The sequence below is a fragment of the Paraburkholderia caffeinilytica genome (assembly GCF_051027425.1).
Classification (GTDB): Bacteria; Pseudomonadota; Gammaproteobacteria; order Burkholderiales; family Burkholderiaceae; genus Paraburkholderia; species Paraburkholderia caffeinilytica_A.
On record NZ_CP186552.1, the window covers coordinates 4,141,905 to 4,157,954 of the forward strand.

25 protein-coding genes are annotated in these 16,050 nt (G+C 58.5%); all 25 read right to left on the minus strand.

What is annotated here, in order from left to right:
• Nucleotides 1-9 precede the first annotated feature (9 nt).
• The gene (gene rpmD / locus ACOSV0_RS18455) at nt 10-192 is read right to left on the minus strand and encodes a 50S ribosomal protein L30 (RefSeq protein ID WP_007180126.1); all 183 of its coding nucleotides are present in this window, start codon (nt 190-192) and stop codon (nt 10-12) included.
• Nucleotides 193-202: 10 nt separating this feature from the next.
• Nucleotides 203-721 carry a 30S ribosomal protein S5 gene (rpsE, locus tag ACOSV0_RS18460; RefSeq protein ID WP_006052219.1) on the minus strand — a complete coding sequence of 173 codons (519 nt, stop codon included), beginning with the start codon at nt 719-721 and terminating at the stop codon, nt 203-205.
• Nucleotides 722-735: 14 nt separating this feature from the next.
• Nucleotides 736-1,101 carry a 50S ribosomal protein L18 gene (gene rplR / locus ACOSV0_RS18465; RefSeq protein WP_006052218.1) on the minus strand — a complete coding sequence of 122 codons (366 nt, stop codon included), beginning with the start codon at nt 1,099-1,101 and terminating at the stop codon, nt 736-738.
• A 12-nt stretch (nt 1,102-1,113) separates the two neighbouring features.
• Complete coding sequence (gene rplF, locus ACOSV0_RS18470; protein ID WP_028199570.1) at nt 1,114-1,644, minus strand: 50S ribosomal protein L6; 531 nt, start codon at nt 1,642-1,644, stop codon at nt 1,114-1,116.
• An 18-nt stretch (nt 1,645-1,662) separates the two neighbouring features.
• The gene (rpsH, locus tag ACOSV0_RS18475) at nt 1,663-2,058 is read right to left on the minus strand and encodes a 30S ribosomal protein S8 (protein WP_006052216.1); all 396 of its coding nucleotides are present in this window, start codon (nt 2,056-2,058) and stop codon (nt 1,663-1,665) included.
• Nucleotides 2,059-2,072: 14 nt separating this feature from the next.
• A complete protein-coding gene (gene rpsN, locus ACOSV0_RS18480; RefSeq protein ID WP_006052215.1) occupies nt 2,073-2,378 on the minus strand; it encodes a 30S ribosomal protein S14 in 306 nt (101 codons plus the stop codon).
• Nucleotides 2,379-2,385: 7 nt separating this feature from the next.
• Nucleotides 2,386-2,925 (minus strand): 50S ribosomal protein L5, encoded by a 540-nt coding sequence (rplE, locus tag ACOSV0_RS18485; RefSeq protein WP_006052214.1) that lies wholly within the window; start codon nt 2,923-2,925, stop codon nt 2,386-2,388.
• A 17-nt stretch (nt 2,926-2,942) separates the two neighbouring features.
• Nucleotides 2,943-3,251 carry a 50S ribosomal protein L24 gene (rplX, locus tag ACOSV0_RS18490; RefSeq protein ID WP_028199569.1) on the minus strand — a complete coding sequence of 103 codons (309 nt, stop codon included), beginning with the start codon at nt 3,249-3,251 and terminating at the stop codon, nt 2,943-2,945.
• A gap of 9 nt (nt 3,252-3,260) precedes the next feature.
• A complete protein-coding gene (gene rplN, locus ACOSV0_RS18495; protein WP_006052212.1) occupies nt 3,261-3,629 on the minus strand; it encodes a 50S ribosomal protein L14 in 369 nt (122 codons plus the stop codon).
• A gap of 289 nt (nt 3,630-3,918) precedes the next feature.
• Complete coding sequence (gene rpsQ, locus ACOSV0_RS18500; RefSeq protein ID WP_007180129.1) at nt 3,919-4,191, minus strand: 30S ribosomal protein S17; 273 nt, start codon at nt 4,189-4,191, stop codon at nt 3,919-3,921.
• Nucleotides 4,188-4,382: a 50S ribosomal protein L29 gene (gene rpmC / locus ACOSV0_RS18505; protein WP_007180130.1), complete on the minus strand. Its 195-nt coding sequence runs from the start codon at nt 4,380-4,382 to the stop codon at nt 4,188-4,190. The genes rpsQ and rpmC overlap by 4 nt, the downstream gene beginning before the upstream one ends.
• 10 nt (nt 4,383-4,392) lie before the next feature.
• A complete protein-coding gene (gene rplP, locus ACOSV0_RS18510) occupies nt 4,393-4,809 on the minus strand; it encodes a 50S ribosomal protein L16 (protein WP_007180131.1) in 417 nt (138 codons plus the stop codon).
• Nucleotides 4,810-4,811: 2 nt separating this feature from the next.
• Nucleotides 4,812-5,618: a 30S ribosomal protein S3 gene (rpsC, locus tag ACOSV0_RS18515; RefSeq protein WP_007180132.1), complete on the minus strand. Its 807-nt coding sequence runs from the start codon at nt 5,616-5,618 to the stop codon at nt 4,812-4,814.
• Nucleotides 5,619-5,629: 11 nt separating this feature from the next.
• Complete coding sequence (gene rplV, locus ACOSV0_RS18520; protein ID WP_197070230.1) at nt 5,630-5,962, minus strand: 50S ribosomal protein L22; 333 nt, start codon at nt 5,960-5,962, stop codon at nt 5,630-5,632.
• 7 nt (nt 5,963-5,969) lie between these two features.
• On the minus strand, nt 5,970-6,245 hold the full coding sequence (gene rpsS, locus ACOSV0_RS18525; RefSeq protein WP_054036552.1) for a 30S ribosomal protein S19: 276 nt from the start codon (nt 6,243-6,245) through the stop codon (nt 5,970-5,972).
• A gap of 10 nt (nt 6,246-6,255) precedes the next feature.
• Nucleotides 6,256-7,083, minus strand: a complete 828-nt coding sequence (rplB, locus tag ACOSV0_RS18530; RefSeq protein ID WP_028199568.1) for a 50S ribosomal protein L2 — start codon at nt 7,081-7,083, stop codon at nt 6,256-6,258.
• A gap of 2 nt (nt 7,084-7,085) precedes the next feature.
• Nucleotides 7,086-7,400 (minus strand): 50S ribosomal protein L23, encoded by a 315-nt coding sequence (rplW, locus tag ACOSV0_RS18535; protein WP_007180135.1) that lies wholly within the window; start codon nt 7,398-7,400, stop codon nt 7,086-7,088.
• Nucleotides 7,397-8,017, minus strand: coding sequence for a 50S ribosomal protein L4 (gene rplD, locus ACOSV0_RS18540; protein ID WP_007180136.1), 621 nt, complete (start codon nt 8,015-8,017; stop codon nt 7,397-7,399). The genes rplW and rplD overlap by 4 nt, the downstream gene beginning before the upstream one ends.
• Nucleotides 8,017-8,676 carry a 50S ribosomal protein L3 gene (gene rplC / locus ACOSV0_RS18545; protein WP_007180137.1) on the minus strand — a complete coding sequence of 220 codons (660 nt, stop codon included), beginning with the start codon at nt 8,674-8,676 and terminating at the stop codon, nt 8,017-8,019. Before rplC ends, rplD begins: the two co-directional genes overlap by 1 nt.
• 201 nt (nt 8,677-8,877) lie before the next feature.
• Entirely contained in the window at nt 8,878-9,189 is a 312-nt protein-coding gene (gene rpsJ / locus ACOSV0_RS18550; protein ID WP_006998489.1) for a 30S ribosomal protein S10, read from the minus strand.
• A gap of 127 nt (nt 9,190-9,316) precedes the next feature.
• Nucleotides 9,317-10,507: an elongation factor Tu gene (tuf, locus tag ACOSV0_RS18555; RefSeq protein ID WP_025496714.1), complete on the minus strand. Its 1,191-nt coding sequence runs from the start codon at nt 10,505-10,507 to the stop codon at nt 9,317-9,319.
• 47 nt (nt 10,508-10,554) lie between these two features.
• The gene (gene fusA, locus ACOSV0_RS18560; protein WP_434107546.1) at nt 10,555-12,657 is read right to left on the minus strand and encodes an elongation factor G; all 2,103 of its coding nucleotides are present in this window, start codon (nt 12,655-12,657) and stop codon (nt 10,555-10,557) included.
• Nucleotides 12,658-12,791: 134 nt separating this feature from the next.
• Nucleotides 12,792-13,262, minus strand: a complete 471-nt coding sequence (gene rpsG, locus ACOSV0_RS18565; protein ID WP_006053291.1) for a 30S ribosomal protein S7 — start codon at nt 13,260-13,262, stop codon at nt 12,792-12,794.
• A 182-nt stretch (nt 13,263-13,444) separates the two neighbouring features.
• A complete protein-coding gene (gene rpsL / locus ACOSV0_RS18570; RefSeq protein ID WP_006998493.1) occupies nt 13,445-13,825 on the minus strand; it encodes a 30S ribosomal protein S12 in 381 nt (126 codons plus the stop codon).
• Nucleotides 13,826-14,046: 221 nt separating this feature from the next.
• Nucleotides 14,047-15,894, minus strand: coding sequence for a DNA helicase RecQ (gene recQ / locus ACOSV0_RS18575; RefSeq protein ID WP_434107548.1), 1,848 nt, complete (start codon nt 15,892-15,894; stop codon nt 14,047-14,049).
• Nucleotides 15,895-16,050 lie beyond the last annotated feature (156 nt).

The window sequence follows — 16,050 nt, forward strand, 5'->3', positions numbered from 1 at the left end:
GTCAGCTGCTTAGCTGATGACCTTAACGAGGTACGAAACCTTGTTGATCATGCCGCGCACAGCCGGCGTGTCCTGCAACTCGCTAACCGAGTTGAGTCGGCGCAGGCCCAAGCCACGCACCGTTGCACGGTGCGTTTCACGAGTGCCGATCAGGCTCTTGACGAGCTGGACCTTGACAGTTTTATCAGACATGGTGTCCACCTTAGCCCAGAATATCTTCGACGGACTTGCCGCGCTTCGCCGCGATATCACCCGGCGTGGACTGCTTGCGCAGACCGTCGAGCGTTGCACGAACGAGGTTATACGGGTTCGTCGAACCGTGGCTCTTGGCCACAACGTTCTGCACGCCCATCACGTCGAACACTGCGCGCATCGGGCCGCCAGCGATCACACCGGTACCGTCCTTGGCCGGAGCCAGGAGGACCATCGATGCGCCGTGCTTACCGTGCACTTCGTGTTGCAGGGTACCGTTCTTAAGCGGTACCTTGAACATGTTGCGGCGAGCCTGTTCCATCGCCTTCTGAACAGCGACCGGCACTTCCTTCGCCTTGCCCTTGCCCATACCGACGCGGCCATCACCGTCACCAACCACGGTCAGTGCGGCAAAACCGAGAATCCGGCCGCCCTTCACCACCTTGGTCACGCGGTTGACCGAAATCATCTTTTCGCGCAGGCCGTCGTCGCGTTCGTCAGCCTGAACTTTCGCTTGCATCTTTGCCATGACGAATTCTTCCCTTAGAACTTGAGTCCGGCTTCACGCGCCGCATCAGCCAGCGCTTTCACGCGGCCGTGGTAACGGAAACCCGAACGGTCGAAGGCGACGGATTCGATGCCGGCAGCCTTAGCCTTTTCTGCAATGCGCTTACCGATCAGGGTCGCAGCAGCGACGTTGCCGCCCTTGCCCGTCTGATCAGCCAGTTGCGCACGCACTTCGGCTTCGAGCGTCGACGCGCTGGCGAGCACCTTGGTGCCGCACGGCGAGAACACTTGCGCATAGATGTGCGTGTTCGTGCGATGCACGGCGAGACGCGCGACCTGCAGCTCAGCGATCTTGATACGCGTCTGACGAGCGCGGCGCAGGCGAGATTGAGTCTTATCCATGATTGCGCACCCTTACTTCTTCTTCGTTTCTTTGAGGATCACAACCTCGTTGGCGTAACGCACACCCTTGCCCTTGTAGGGCTCCGGCGGGCGATAGCCGCGCACTTCTGCAGCGACCTGGCCAACTTGTTGCTTATTGATCCCCTTGATCACGATTTCGGTTTGCGTCGGGGTTTCAGCCTTGACGCCTTCCGGCATCTGGTGCACCACAGGGTGCGAGAAACCCAGCGACAGGTTCAGCTTGTCGCCTTGCGCCTGTGCGCGGTAACCGACGCCAACCAGCGTCAGCTTGCGCTCGAAACCCTTCGTCACGCCGTTCACCATGTTCGCAACCAGTGCGCGCATCGTGCCCGACATCGCATTCGCTTCGCGGCTTTCGTCCACCGGCTCGAACTTCAGCGTGCCGTTGTCGTTCACCACCTTCACGAGGCTGTTTGCAGCCTGCGAAATCGTACCCAGCGGGCCCTTGACGGTAATGCGTTCGTCGCTCAGGGCCACTTCTGCGCCTTGCAGCGCGATCGGGCTTTTACCTACTCGAGACATGTTTCTCTCCTTTCGGCCTTAAGCGACGTAGCAGATGACTTCGCCGCCAACGCCCGTTGCACGCGCCTTGCGGTCCGTCATCACGCCCTTCGGCGTCGACACGATTGCCACGCCGAGGCCATTCATGACCACGGGGATGTCGTTACGGCCGCGGTACACACGCAGACCAGGCTTCGAAACGCGTTCAATGCGCTCGATCACCGGACGGCCAGCGTAGTACTTCAACACGATGTTCAATTCAGACTTCGCACCTTCGGACTTCACTGCGAAATCATCGATATAGCCTTCGTCCTTCAGGACCTGCGCAATCGCAACCTTGACTTTCGACGAGGGCATTGTCACCGAAACTTTCTCAACCATCTGCGCATTGCGGATGCGAGTCAGCATATCGGCGATAGGATCACTCATGCTCATTTACGTTTCTCCTATTACCAGCTCGCCTTGGTCAGGCCAGGGATCTCGCCGCGGAACGCGATTTCGCGAATCTTGTTACGCGCCAGCCCGAATTTACGGAACGTGCCACGCGGGCGACCGGTAATTGCGCAACGATTGCGCTTACGGGTCGGGTTAGAGTTGCGCGGCAGTTGTTGCAGTTCCAGACGTGCTGCGTAATGCTCTTCGTCCGACTTGCTCATATCGCCGATAATCGCTTTCAGCTCAGCACGCTTGGGAGCGTACTTAGCGGCCAGGCGAGCACGCTTCTTTTCACGTTCGATCAGTGCCAGTTTAGCCACGGTAACCTCAGTTTCTGAACGGGAACTTGAAGCTGGCGAGCAGAGCCTTTGCTTCGTCGTCGGTCTTCGCAGTTGTCGTGATGCTGATGTTCAGCCCACGCAGTGCGTCGATCTTGTCGTAGTCGATTTCGGGGAAAATGATCTGCTCTTTCACACCGATGTTGTAGTTGCCGCGACCATCAAACGCACGACCCGACACGCCACGGAAGTCGCGCACACGGGGGAGCGCAACCGTCACGAAACGGTCCAGAAATTCGTACATTGCCTGACCACGCAACGTGACCATTGCACCGATCGGATAGCCCTGACGGATCTTGAAGCCAGCGATTGCCTTGCGTGCCTTCGTGATCACCGGCTTCTGGCCTGCGATCTTCGTCAGGTCGCCAACGGCGTTTTCGATGATCTTCTTGTCAGCAACCGCTTCGCCAAGGCCCATGTTCAGGGTGATCTTGGTGATGCGCGGCACTTCCATCACGGACTTGTAACCGAACTTCTCGATGAGGCCGGGTACAACCTTCTCTTTGTAAAACTCTTGCAAACGAGCCATTTTTTTACTCCGCAGCGTCAGGCGCTCAGCACAGCACCGGTCGTCTTAAGGAAACGGACCTTCTTGTCTCCTTCGACCTTGATGCCTACACGCGACGCCTTGCCATTCGCGTCGACCAATGCGACGTTCGAAATTTGCAGCGGCATCGTCTTGGCTTCCACGCCACCCGTCGTACCCTTCATCGGGTTCGGCTTGACGTGCTTCTTGACGAGGTTGATACCCTCGACAATTACCTTGTCTTCGCCAACGGACAGCACGACGCCGCGCTTGCCTTTATCTTTGCCGGTGATGACGATTACTTCGTCACCTTTGCGAATCTTGTTCATCGCGACTCCTTACAGCACTTCAGGTGCCAACGAAACGATCTTCATGAATCGTTCGCTGCGCAACTCGCGCGTAACAGGCCCGAAAATACGGGTGCCAATAGGTTCGAGCTTGGCATTCAACAGCACTGCTGCATTGCCGTCGAACTTGATCAGCGAGCCGTCCTGACGGCGCACGCCCTTGGCGGTGCGAACCACCACGGCGTTATAAATTTCGCCTTTCTTCACGCGCCCGCGCGGCGTTGCTTCTTTGACGGTCACCTTGATGATGTCGCCAATGCTGGCATAACGACGCTTCGAGCCGCCGAGAACCTTGATGCACATGACTTCACGCGCACCGGTGTTGTCGGCCACTTCAAGCCGAGTTTCGGTCTGGATCATGGTTTATCTTTCCCAACTTAATCCGGTCACACCACCATGGCGTACCCGGTCAGTCTTGGTCCCGTCAGCCAATCGGCTGCTTGGGTATGAACAGCAGCGACGGCAAACGAAACCCGCCATCGCAATCCGGTGAATCCTTCGGAACAGACTGGCGCCTGCACCGCTCCCCCCACCAACTTCGCCCGCGACGGGGCTCCCATAAAAGAGGGAAGACCGAGATTATATCAAATAATCTCGGTCTTGCAAGCGAAACTTACTGCGATTTCAACTACTTCTACAACTTGCGGCGTCAGATGACGCGAGCAGCCTCAACCAGGCGAGCCACAACCCAAGCTTTCGTCTTCGAAATCGGACGCGTTTCCTGGATTTCAACGAGGTCACCCTCGTTGTAAGTGTTCGCATCGTCGTGCGCGTGGTACTTCTTCGAACGCACAACGTACTTGCCGTAGATCGGGTGCTTCACGCGGTGCTCAACCAGCACGGTGACCGTCTTGTCCATCTTGTTGCTGACGACCTTGCCGACCAGCGTCCGCTTGAGCGAGGTTTTTACGCTATCGTTCATTTCTGGTTCGCCTTCTCAGTCAGGACGGTCCGCACACGTGCGATGTCGCGACGAACCTTCTTCAGCTGGCTCGTGTTCGTGAGCTGCTGGGTCGCGAGTTGCATGCGCAGGCCGAATTGCGCCTTCAACAGGTCCGACAGCTCCTTGTTGAGCGCGGCCTGATCTTTCTGGTGAAGTTCGGAAGCCTTCATCATTTGCTCCTTAGGCGCCGAGCTGACGCACGATAAACGTCGTCTTGAGCGGCAGCTTAGCTGCAGCCAGACGGAACGCTTCGCGTGCCAGCTCTTCGGTTACGCCGTCCATTTCGTACAGCATCTTGCCCGGTTGAATCTCTGCGACGTAGTACTCAGGGTTACCTTTACCGTTACCCATACGTACTTCAGCCGGCTTGTGCGAGATCGGCTTGTCCGGGAAGATGCGGATCCAGATGCGGCCACCACGCTTGATGTGACGCGTCATTGCACGACGTGCCGCTTCAATCTGGCGCGCGGTCAAACGACCACGACCGATAGCCTTCAGGCCGAACTCACCGAACGACACCGCGTTGCCGCGGGTAGCGATACCGGTGTTACGACCCTTCTGCTCTTTGCGATACTTTCTGCGTTTCGGTTGCAGCATCGTTATTCTCCAGTCTTCCCGCCGTCGCCGGCACCGCCAGCACGACGAGGAGCGCCACGGCGTGCACCTGCCGGGCCACCACCTTCACCATCGCGACGCGGACGGCGATCGCCACCCGGACGTGCGTTACGGCGCGGACGCTTTTCTTCGGCGACTTCTTCAACCACCGGTGCGTCGTTGCGGCCGAGCGTGTCGCCCTTGTAGACCCACACCTTCACGCCGATGATGCCGTACGTCGTCTTCGCTTCCGAAGTTGCGTAGTCGATATCAGCACGCAGCGTATGAAGGGGCACGCGACCTTCGCGATACCATTCCGTACGAGCGATTTCGATACCGTTCAGGCGGCCTGCGCTCATGATCTTGATGCCTTGAGCACCCAGACGCATTGCGTTTTGCATTGCACGCTTCATCGCGCGGCGGAACATAATCCGGCGCTCGAGTTGTTGCGTGATCGAATCAGCGATCAGTTGCGCATCGGTTTCCGGCTTGCGGATTTCTTCGATGTTGACGTGAACCGGGACGCCCATGCGCTTTTGCAGCTCGGACTTCAGCAGTTCAATGTCTTCACCTTTCTTACCGATCACGACACCCGGACGCGAGCTGAAAATCGTGATGCGTGCGTTCTTTGCAGGACGCTCGATCACAACGCGGCCGACGGACGCGTTCTTCAGCTTCTTCTTCAGGTATTCACGAACACCGATGTCTTCCTGCAACATCGCCGCGAAATTGTTGTTGTTCGCGTACCAACGCGACGCCCAATTGCGGCTGACGGCCAAACGGAAGCCAGTCGGATGAATTTTCTGTCCCATCGTATGACCCCTTAATTCCCGACCGTCACAGTGATGTGACAGGATTGCTTCTCGATGCGGTTACCACGGCCTTTAGCGCGCGCGGTAAAACGCTTGAGCGATGCAGCCTTGTCGACCATGATGCTCGTTACCTTGAGCTCGTCGATATCGGCGCCTTCGTTATGCTCCGCATTCGCGATCGCCGACAGCACGACCTTTTTCACGATTCCCGCAGCCTTCTTCGGCGAGAACGTCAGAACGTTCAGCGCCTTGTCGACCGGCAAACCGCGGATCTGGTCAGCCACAAGGCGCGTTTTCTGCGCCGAGATGCGGGCACCGCGATGAATTGCTTTCACTTCCATCATGAGCCCCTTATTTCTTAGCCTTCTTGTCGGCTGCGTGACCCTTGAACGTCCGGGTCAATGCAAACTCGCCAAGCTTGTGGCCGACCATGTTTTCCGAGATGTACACCGGGACGTGTTGACGGCCGTTATGCACAGCAATCGTCAGACCGATGAAATCCGGCAGAATCGTAGAACGACGCGACCAGGTTTTGATCGGCTTCTTGTCACGCGCAGCGGCTGCCGACTCAACTTTCTTCAGCAAATGGGCGTCGCAGAACGGACCTTTTTTTACAGAACGTGCCATTGCCTACTCCTTAACGCTTGTGACGGCGCTGGACGATCATGCTCGTCGTGCGCTTGTTGCTGCGGGTGCGATAACCCTTAGCAGGTGTGCCCCACGGGCTCACCGGATCGCGACCTGCAGCCGTCTTGCCTTCACCACCGCCGTGCGGGTGATCGACCGGGTTCATTGCAACGCCACGCACCGTCGGGCGGATACCGCGCCAGCGATTCGCGCCAGCCTTACCGATTTGACGGAGGCTATGCTCTTCGTTGCCAACTTCACCAATCGTCGCGCGACATTCAACGTGAACGCGGCGGATTTCACCCGAGCGCAGGCGGACCTGTGCGTAGATGCCTTCACGAGCCAGCAACATCGCCGACGTGCCAGCCGAACGCGCCATTTGCGCGCCCTTGCCCGGCAGCATTTCGATGCAGTGGATCGTCGTACCGACCGGAATGTTGCGGATCGGCAGCGTGTTACCTGCGCGGATCGGAGCTTCCGAACCCGACATCAGTTGCTGGCCAACCGTCACACCCTTCGGAGCGATGATGTACTTGCGCTCGCCGTCTGCGTACAGAACCAGCGCGATGTTCGCGCTACGGTTCGGATCGTACTCAAGACGTTCGACCTTCGCCGGAATGCCGTCCTTGTTGCGACGGAAATCGACGACACGGTAGTGATGCTTGTGACCACCACCCTTATGACGCGTGGTGATGTGACCGTTGTTATTACGGCCGGCGGTCGAGGATTGCGAATCGAGCAGCGGTGCGTACGGCTTGCCCTTATGCAGATCCTTGTTGACCACCTTGACCATCGCACGGCGACCCGGCGAAGTCGGCTTAACTTTAACGATTGCCATGATTACTTGGCCTCCGCTTCAAAGTTGATTTCCTGGCCGGGCTTCAGGCAGACATACGCCTTCTTCACGTCCTTGCGCTTGCCCATGAAGCGGCCAAAGCGCTTGGCTTTGCCCTTCGAGACCAGCACGTTGACGGAATTGACTTCCACCTTGAACAGCAGCTCGACTGCAGCTTTCACTTCCTGCTTCGTGGCATCGGGCGCGACTTCGAACACAACTTGCTCGTTCTTGTCGGCCACCAGCGTCGCCTTTTCGGAGATCACCGGCGCGAGCAGGACCTGCATCAAACGATGATCGTTCTTGCGAATCTCGCTCATGACAGCAACTCCTCGATCTGGGCGACCGCAGCCTTCGTGATCAGGATCTTCTTGAAGTAGATCAGCGACAGCGGGTCGGCGTAACGCGGCTCGACAACTGCCACATGGGCGAGGTTGCGCGACGCGAGGTACAGGTTTTCGTCAACCGTGTCGGTAATCACCAGCACGGAGTCGAGACCCATCGCCTTGAATTTTTCGGCCAACAGCTTCGTCTTCGGCGCTTCGAGCGTCAGCTCGTCGACCACCGAGATGCGGCCTTCGCGGGCCAGCTGCGAGAAGATCGAGCAGAGACCTGCGCGATGCATCTTCTTGTTGACCTTGTGCGAAAAGTTTTCTTCCGGCGAATTCGGGAAAATCCGGCCACCGCCACGCCACAACGGGCTCGACGACATACCGGCACGGGCACGGCCCGTACCCTTCTGGCGCCACGGCTTCTTGGTCGTGTGCTTGACTTGCTCACGGTCCTTCTGCGCGCGGTTACCGCTACGGGCATTCGCTTGATACGCCACCACGACCTGGTGAATCAGGGCTTCGTTGTAATCGCGACCGAACACTACGTCCGACGCGCTAACGCCTGCACCTTCCTGACCATTGGCATTCAGGAGCTTAAGTTCCATTATTTCGCTCCTTTCACGGCACGCGTCTTCACGGCCGGCGTAACGAATACCTTGCCACCCTTCGCACCCGGAACGGCGCCCTTGACCAGCAACAGCTTGCGGTCAGCGTCGATACGAGCGATTTCGAGGTTTTGCACGGTTACCGTATCGTCACCCATGTGACCGGTCATGCGCTTACCCGGGAAAACACGACCCGGATCCTGCGCCATACCGATCGAACCCGGCACGTTGTGCGAGCGCGAGTTACCGTGCGATGCACGGCCGGATGCGAAGTTGTAACGCTTGATGGTACCGGCGTAGCCCTTACCAATCGACACGCCTTGCACGTCGACCTTCTGGCCTACTTCGAACAGGTCGGGACCGACCACGGTGCCGTTCGACAACTCGGCAGCCTTGGCAGCATCGATCTGGAATTCTTTGAGGATTTCACCGGCTTGAACACCGGCTTTGGCGAGATGACCGGCCAACGGCTTCGTCACACGCGATGCACGGCGCGTACCGAATGCAACCTGCACGGCTGTGTAGCCGTCGGTTTCAACAGTCTTGATCTGCGTCACGCGGTTGTCGGACACGTCCAGCACGGTAACGGGAATCGAATCCCCTTCTGCCGTGAAGATACGGGTCATGCCAACCTTGCGACCTACGAGTCCAAGGCTCATCGTTTTCTCCATTCCCGACTGCGATTGGTCGGGGCTAATTTACAAAATGCCGGTGCCGTTTCGGGCATGAATTCATGCTGCAGCACACCGACTTTTTTGCGCAAATGCGCGAAAAGCCTTGCATTATAGCGAGGCTTTTCGTTTTCCGCAAGCAATCAATGACTTAGCGTTGCCCGGCACGCCAGGCAACCTCTGGAAGCCTTATTGCAGCTTGATTTCTACGTCCACGCCAGCCGGCAGGTCCAACTTCATCAGTGCGTCAACGGTCTTGTCCGTCGGATCGACGATGTCCATCAGGCGTTGGTGCGTACGGATTTCGAGCTGATCGCGCGACGTCTTGTTGACGTGCGGCGAACGCAGGATGTCGAAACGTTGAATGCGGGTCGGCAGGGGCACCGGACCACGAACAATTGCGCCAGTCCGCTTTGCCGTGTCGACGATTTCAGCTGCCGATTGATCGATCAGGCGATAGTCGAAAGCCTTCAGGCGAATGCGGATTTTCTGGTTCTGCATGACAATTCCTTGGAAAGAGCGAGGCGGTATTGCGCCGCCAGATAGTAAAAGAACGTAGAGCCGGGCACCCGCCATGGTGCTGGCGCCCGGCTCCGGGCACCACTTACTGCAACTTCAACCCTCGATTTTACTCGAGAATCTTGGCAACCACACCTGCGCCGACCGTACGGCCGCCTTCGCGAATTGCGAAGCGCAGACCTTCTTCCATCGCGATCGGGTTGATCAGCTTCACCGTGATCGACACGTTGTCGCCCGGCATGACCATTTCCTTGTCCTTCGGCAACTCGATCGAGCCCGTCACGTCCGTCGTACGGAAGTAGAACTGCGGACGATAGTTGTTGAAGAACGGCGTGTGACGGCCACCTTCATCCTTGCTCAACACATACACTTCTGCCGTGAAGTGCGTGTGCGGGTTGATCGAACCCGGCTTCGCCAGAACCTGGCCACGCTCCACGTCTTCACGCTTCGTGCCGCGCAGCAGGATACCCACGTTGTCGCCGGCCTGACCCTGGTCGAGCAGCTTGCGGAACATTTCCACGCCCGTGCAGGTCGTCTTCACCGTCGGCTTGATACCGACGATTTCGATTTCCTCGCCAACCTTCACGACGCCGCGCTCAACGCGACCCGTCACCACCGTGCCGCGACCCGAGATCGAGAACACGTCTTCCACCGGCATCAGGAACGAGCCGTCAACTGCGCGCTCCGGCGTCGGGATGTACGTGTCCAGCGCGTCGGCCAGATTCATGATCGCCACTTCGCCCAGCTCGCCCGTGTCGCCTTCCAGTGCCAGCTTGGCCGAACCCTTGATGATCGGCGTGTCGTCGCCCGGGAAGTCGTACTTCGACAGAAGTTCACGAACTTCCATCTCGACGAGTTCCAGCAGCTCAGCGTCGTCCACCATGTCGCACTTGTTCAGGAACACGATGATGTACGGAACGCCAACCTGACGTGCCAGCAGGATGTGCTCGCGCGTTTGCGGCATCGGGCCGTCTGCAGCCGAGCACACCAGGATCGCGCCGTCCATCTGCGCTGCGCCCGTGATCATGTTCTTCACATAGTCAGCGTGGCCCGGGCAGTCGACGTGTGCGTAGTGGCGGTTAGCCGTTTCGTACTCGACGTGTGCCGTGTTGATCGTGATACCACGTGCCTTTTCTTCCGGCGCCGCGTCGATCTGGTCGTATGCCTTCGCTTCGCCGCCAAACTTCTTGGTCAGCACCGTCGTGATCGCTGCCGTCAGCGTGGTCTTGCCGTGGTCAACGTGACCGATCGTGCCGACGTTCACGTGCGGCTTGGTCCGTTCGAATTTACCTTTAGCCATGTTTCTCTTCTTTCAAAAAGTTAATCGTTGAATGACTTGCCGCGCGATTACTTCGACTTGGCGTTGATGATCGCTTCCGACACGTTACGCGGTGCTTCGGAGTAGTGCTTGAACTCCATCGTGTACGTTGCACGACCTTGGCTCAGCGAACGCAGCGAGGTCGAGTAGCCGAACATTTCCGACAGCGGGACTTCGGCGCGAACGATCTTGCCGCCGCCAATCATGTCTTCCATGCCCTGGACAATACCGCGACGGCCCGACAGGTCGCCCATCACGTTGCCCATGTAGTCTTCCGGCGTTTCGACTTCAACGGCCATCATCGGTTCGAGGATGACCGGCTGAGCCTTGCGCATTGCCTCCTTGAACGCCATCGAACCGGCCATGCGGAACGCGTTTTCGTTCGAGTCAACATCGTGGTACGAACCGAACGTCAGGTGAACCTTCACGTCAACGACCGGGAAGCCTGCCAGCACGCCAGCCTTCAGCGTTTCCTGGATACCCTTGTCGACTGCCGGGATGTATTCACGCGGGATCACACCGCCCTTGATTTCGTCCAGGAACTCGTAGCCCTTGCCCTGCTCATTCGGCTCGAGCGTGATGACCGCGTGACCGTACTGGCCGCGACCACCCGACTGCTTGACGAACTTGCCGTCAACGTCCACCGCCTTGCCGCGGATCGTTTCACGATACGCCACTTGCGGCTTGCCGACGGTTGCTTCGACGCCGAATTCACGCTTCATCCGGTCAACCAGAATTTCCAGGTGGAGCTCGCCCATGCCCGAAATAATGGTTTGACCCGATTCTTCGTCCGTTTGAACGCGGAACGACGGATCTTCCTGAGCCAGACGGTTCAGTGCCAGACCCATCTTTTCCTGGTCCGGCTTCGTCTTCGGCTCAACAGCCTGCGAAATCACCGGTTCCGGGAAAATCATGCGCTCGAGCACGATCGGGCTTTGCGGATCGCACAGCGTGTCGCCGGTCGTTGCGTCCTTCAGGCCGACTGCCGCAGCGATGTCGCCTGCGCGCACTTCCTTGATTTCTTCGCGCTGGTTCGCGTGCATTTGCAGAATACGGCCCAGACGTTCCTTCTTGTCTTTGGTCGCGTTCAGCACCGTGTCACCCGAATTCACAACGCCCGAGTACACACGGAAGAAGATCAACTGGCCGACGAACGGGTCGGTCATGATCTTGAATGCCAGTGCCGAGAACTTTTCGTCGTCAGCAGCGCGGCGCTCACCTTGCTCACCGTTTTCCAGCTCGCCGGTAACCGGCGGGATGTCGATCGGCGACGGCAGGAAGTCAAGCACGGCGTCCAGCATACGTTGCACGCCCTTGTTCTTGAACGCGGTACCGCACAGCATCGGCTGGATTTCGCAAGCGATCGTACGGTCGCGCAGACCCTTGACGATTTCCGCCTCGGTCAGCTCGCCCTCTTCGAGGTACTTGTTCATCAGGTCTTCGCTCGACTCAGCCGCCGCTTCGACCATCTTCTCGCGCCACTCGTTGCACGAGTCGACCAGTTCCGCCGGGATCTCTTCGTACGAGAACTTCGTGCCTTGCGACGCGTCGTCCCAAATGATCGCTTTCATCTTCAGCAGATCGACGACGCCCGTGAAGTTTTCTTCCGCGCCGATAGGCACCACGACCGGAACCGGGTTCGCCTTCAGACGCAGCTTGAGCTGATCGTAGACCTTGAAGAAGTTCGCGCCGGTACGGTCCATCTTGTTGATGAACGCGAGACGGGGAACCTTGTACTTGTTAGCCTGACGCCACACGGTTTCCGACTGCGGCTGCACGCCGCCCACTGCGCAGTACACCATGCATGCACCGTCGAGCACGCGCATCGAGCGTTCAACTTCAATCGTGAAGTCAACGTGGCCCGGGGTGTCGATGATGTTGATGCGGTGCTCAGCGCGGTCGCCGGCCATGCCTTTCCAGAATGCCGTGGTAGCAGCGGACGTGATCGTGATACCGCGTTCCTGCTCCTGCTCCATCCAGTCCATGGTGGCAGCGCCGTCGTGAACTTCACCAATCTTGTGGTTCACGCCGGTGTAGAACAGGATGCGCTCGGTCGTCGTCGTTTTGCCGGCGTCGATGTGAGCGCTAATACCGATGTTACGGTAGCGCTCGATAGGTGTCTTGCGAGCCACTTTAATCCTCTATTGGGATGACGCGATGCGAGAAAATACCCATCGCGCTGTAACACAAACGGGCGAGGCGCTTTGTAAGCGCACCCGCCCGGAATTTCTTTCCGCTTTTTCTGCTAAACCCGGGTTCGGGAAGCTTAGAAACGGAAATGCGAGAACGCCTTGTTGGCTTCTGCCATCCGGTGAACTTCGTCGCGCTTCTTCATCGCGCCACCACGGCCTTCGGCCGCTTCGGAGAGTTCACCTGCCAGACGCAGGGCCATCGACTTCTCGCTGCGCTTCTTCGCGGCTTCACGCAACCAACGCATCGCCAATGCCATACGACGCGACGGACGCACTTCGACCGGAACCTGATAGTTCGCACCACCAACGCGGCGGCTCTTAACTTCGACCACCGGCTTGACGTTGTTGAGCGCTACCGTGAACACTTCCAGCGGGTCCTTGCCACCCTTGGTCTGGATCTGTTCGAAAGCGCCGTACACAATGCGCTCAGCAACCGACTTCTTGCCGGAGAGCATCAGCACGTTCATGAACTTAGCTACATCTACGTTACCGAACTTCGGATCCGGCAACACTTCCCGCTTGGGGACTTCGCGACGACGCGGCATGTTTCTTCCTTTACTTTTCAGTTGGAGCTGCTTATCAGCTCCGCGGCCACCAACTAACCCGATTCATCTCTAACGACTTACCAGCCTGGTCGGGTGACCACTTACTCGACAGCACCGGCGATTCCGGCACCACCGCTATTACCGCCTTTGCAGGCGACCTGAAACTACTCTTGACCGGCTAATTACTTGCCAGCCTTGGCACGCTTCGCACCGTACTTCGAGCGAGCCTGCTTACGATCCTTGACGCCCTGGGTATCCAGCGAGCCGCGAACCATGTGGTAACGCACACCCGGCAAGTCCTTAACACGGCCGCCGCGAATCAGCACGACCGAGTGTTCCTGCAGGTTGTGGCCTTCACCACCGATGTACGAAATAACTTCGAAGCCGTTCGTCAGACGAACCTTGGCAACCTTACGCAGTGCCGAGTTAGGCTTCTTCGGCGTCGTGGTGTACACACGGGTGCACACGCCGCGACGCTGGGGGCAGTCCTGCAAAGCCGGGCTCTTGCTCTTCGTCGTTTCCGACGCGCGGCCTTTGCGAACCAGTTGATTGATGGTTGGCATTGTTTATTCCTGAAATTGAACAAAATCGACGCATCTGTTTCCGGGCAAAGCAGAAACGATTGCGCATCGAACTTCCGGACCGAGGCGTCAGCGCACGAATTCACTTCGCACACAGGCATTCCAAGAACCGGAACCTAGCATAATATTCCGAAAATGCTAAGGGAGTCAACAGGTTGCGACGTTTCGCATGCCTGCCGATCTCAAACAGCGCTCACCGGATCTCAGTCGGCAGCGACAACTTCCAGCAATTCGTCGCCAAAACGGTCGAGTTTGCGCGCACCCATGCCGGGAATGCCACGCAGATCCTCGATGGAATCGGGACCGTTGCGGGCAATTTCCGCCAGCGTGGCGTCGTGGAAAATGACGTAAGCCGGCACGCCGTCGCTCTTCGCCGTCTCCGTGCGCCAGGTGCGCAGACGCTCCCAGCGGGCGCGCTCGCGTGGGCCCATGCCAATCGTCGGGTCGGCCCGCTCGCTCGTGCGGCCGGACGACTGACGGGTACGCGTGGGCTTCACATAGCGGCGCATCGTCACGTTCTGTTCGCTCTTCAACACGGCTTTGGCAGCCTCCGTCAGTACCAGCGAGCCGAAACCTTCGTGGTCGACGGTCAGGTAGCCGAACGCGACGAGCTGGCGGAAGATAGCGCGCCACTCCGGCTCGCCGAGCGCGGCGCCAATTCCGAACGTGGTCAGCTTTTCGTGGCCACGTTGCAGGATTTTCTCGCTACGGTTGCCGCGGAGAATGTCGATCAGGTGCCCGGCGCCAAAGTGAAAACCGCTCGCCCGCTGCGCGCGGAATACGCAGGACAGCGCCATTTGCGCTTCGCGGGTCGCGTCCCATGTGTCGGGCGGCTCAATGCAGTTGTCGCAGTTGCCGCACGGCTTGCTCGATTCGCCGAAATACGCGAGTAGCCGCACCCGACGGCAGGTCGCCGCTTCGCACAAGCCGAGCAGCGCGTCGAGCTTGCCGGTCTGAACGCGCTTATGCGCATCGTCGGCATCAGACTCGTCAATCATCTTGCGCTGCTGCACGACGTCGCCGAGACCGTATGCCATCCAGGCATTGGCAGGCATGCCGTCACGGCCGGCGCGGCCGGTTTCCTGGTAGTAGCCTTCGACGCTCTTCGGCAAATCAAGGTGAGCCACAAAGCGCACGTCCGGCTTGTCGATACCCATACCAAAGGCGATCGTCGCGCACATCACGATGCCTTCCTCGCGCTGAAACATCTCCTGATGCTTCTGGCGGATTTCAAACTCCATGCCGGCGTGGTAAGGCAACGCGCGCATCCCTTTCTCTTTCAGCCACTCGGCCGTTTCTTCGACCTTGCGCCGCGACAGGCAATACACCACGCCGGCGTCGGTCGTGCCGTCAGGTCTCGAGTGTTCCGCGCGAATGAAGTCGAGCAATTGTGTACGCGCATTGTCCTTCTCAACAATCCGATAACGAATGTTCGGGCGATCGAAACTCGAGACAAAGATGCGCGCGTCGTCCAGCGCGAGACGGTGGATGATTTCGTCGCGCGTGATCGCGTCGGCGGTCGCGGTGAGCGCGATGCGCGGCACGTTCGGAAAACGTTCGTGCAACACCGACAGCTGAATATATTCAGGACGGAAGTCGTGACCCCACTGCGACACGCAATGCGCTTCGTCGATCGCGAACAAGCCGATGCGCGTCCGCTCGAGCAGCTCCTGGAAACGGGGCGTCATCAATCGTTCCGGCGCCACATACAACAGATCGATTTCACCTTCGCGCAATGCACGCTCGGTGGCCATCGCTTCCGCGCTCGACAGCGTCGAGTTCAGGTAGGCGGCACGCACGCCGACTTCGGTAAGCGCGGCAACCTGATCCTGCATCAATGCGATCAGCGGGGACACGACGATCCCAGCTCCGCACCCTGCCTCGCGACGCACCAAAGAAGGGATCTGATAACACAACGACTTGCCGCCGCCCGTCGGCATCAGCACGAGACAATCGCCGCCGCCGGCGACGTGTTCGACAATTTCGCCCTGCTGTCCTCTAAACGCGGGGTAACCGAAGACTTCGTTGAGGATTTCGAGCGGACGGGACATGAATTTAAGAGAAGCAGCGTAATGCCGGTGACACGAATTTTACCAACGCATTCGTGCTGCGCCCGTGCTTTGCACAAACGTTAGCCATTTGGCCGACGGATCCACAAAACCGCACAAAAAATGAGACACCCGCGGTGCGTGGAACAGGAGTAAGTG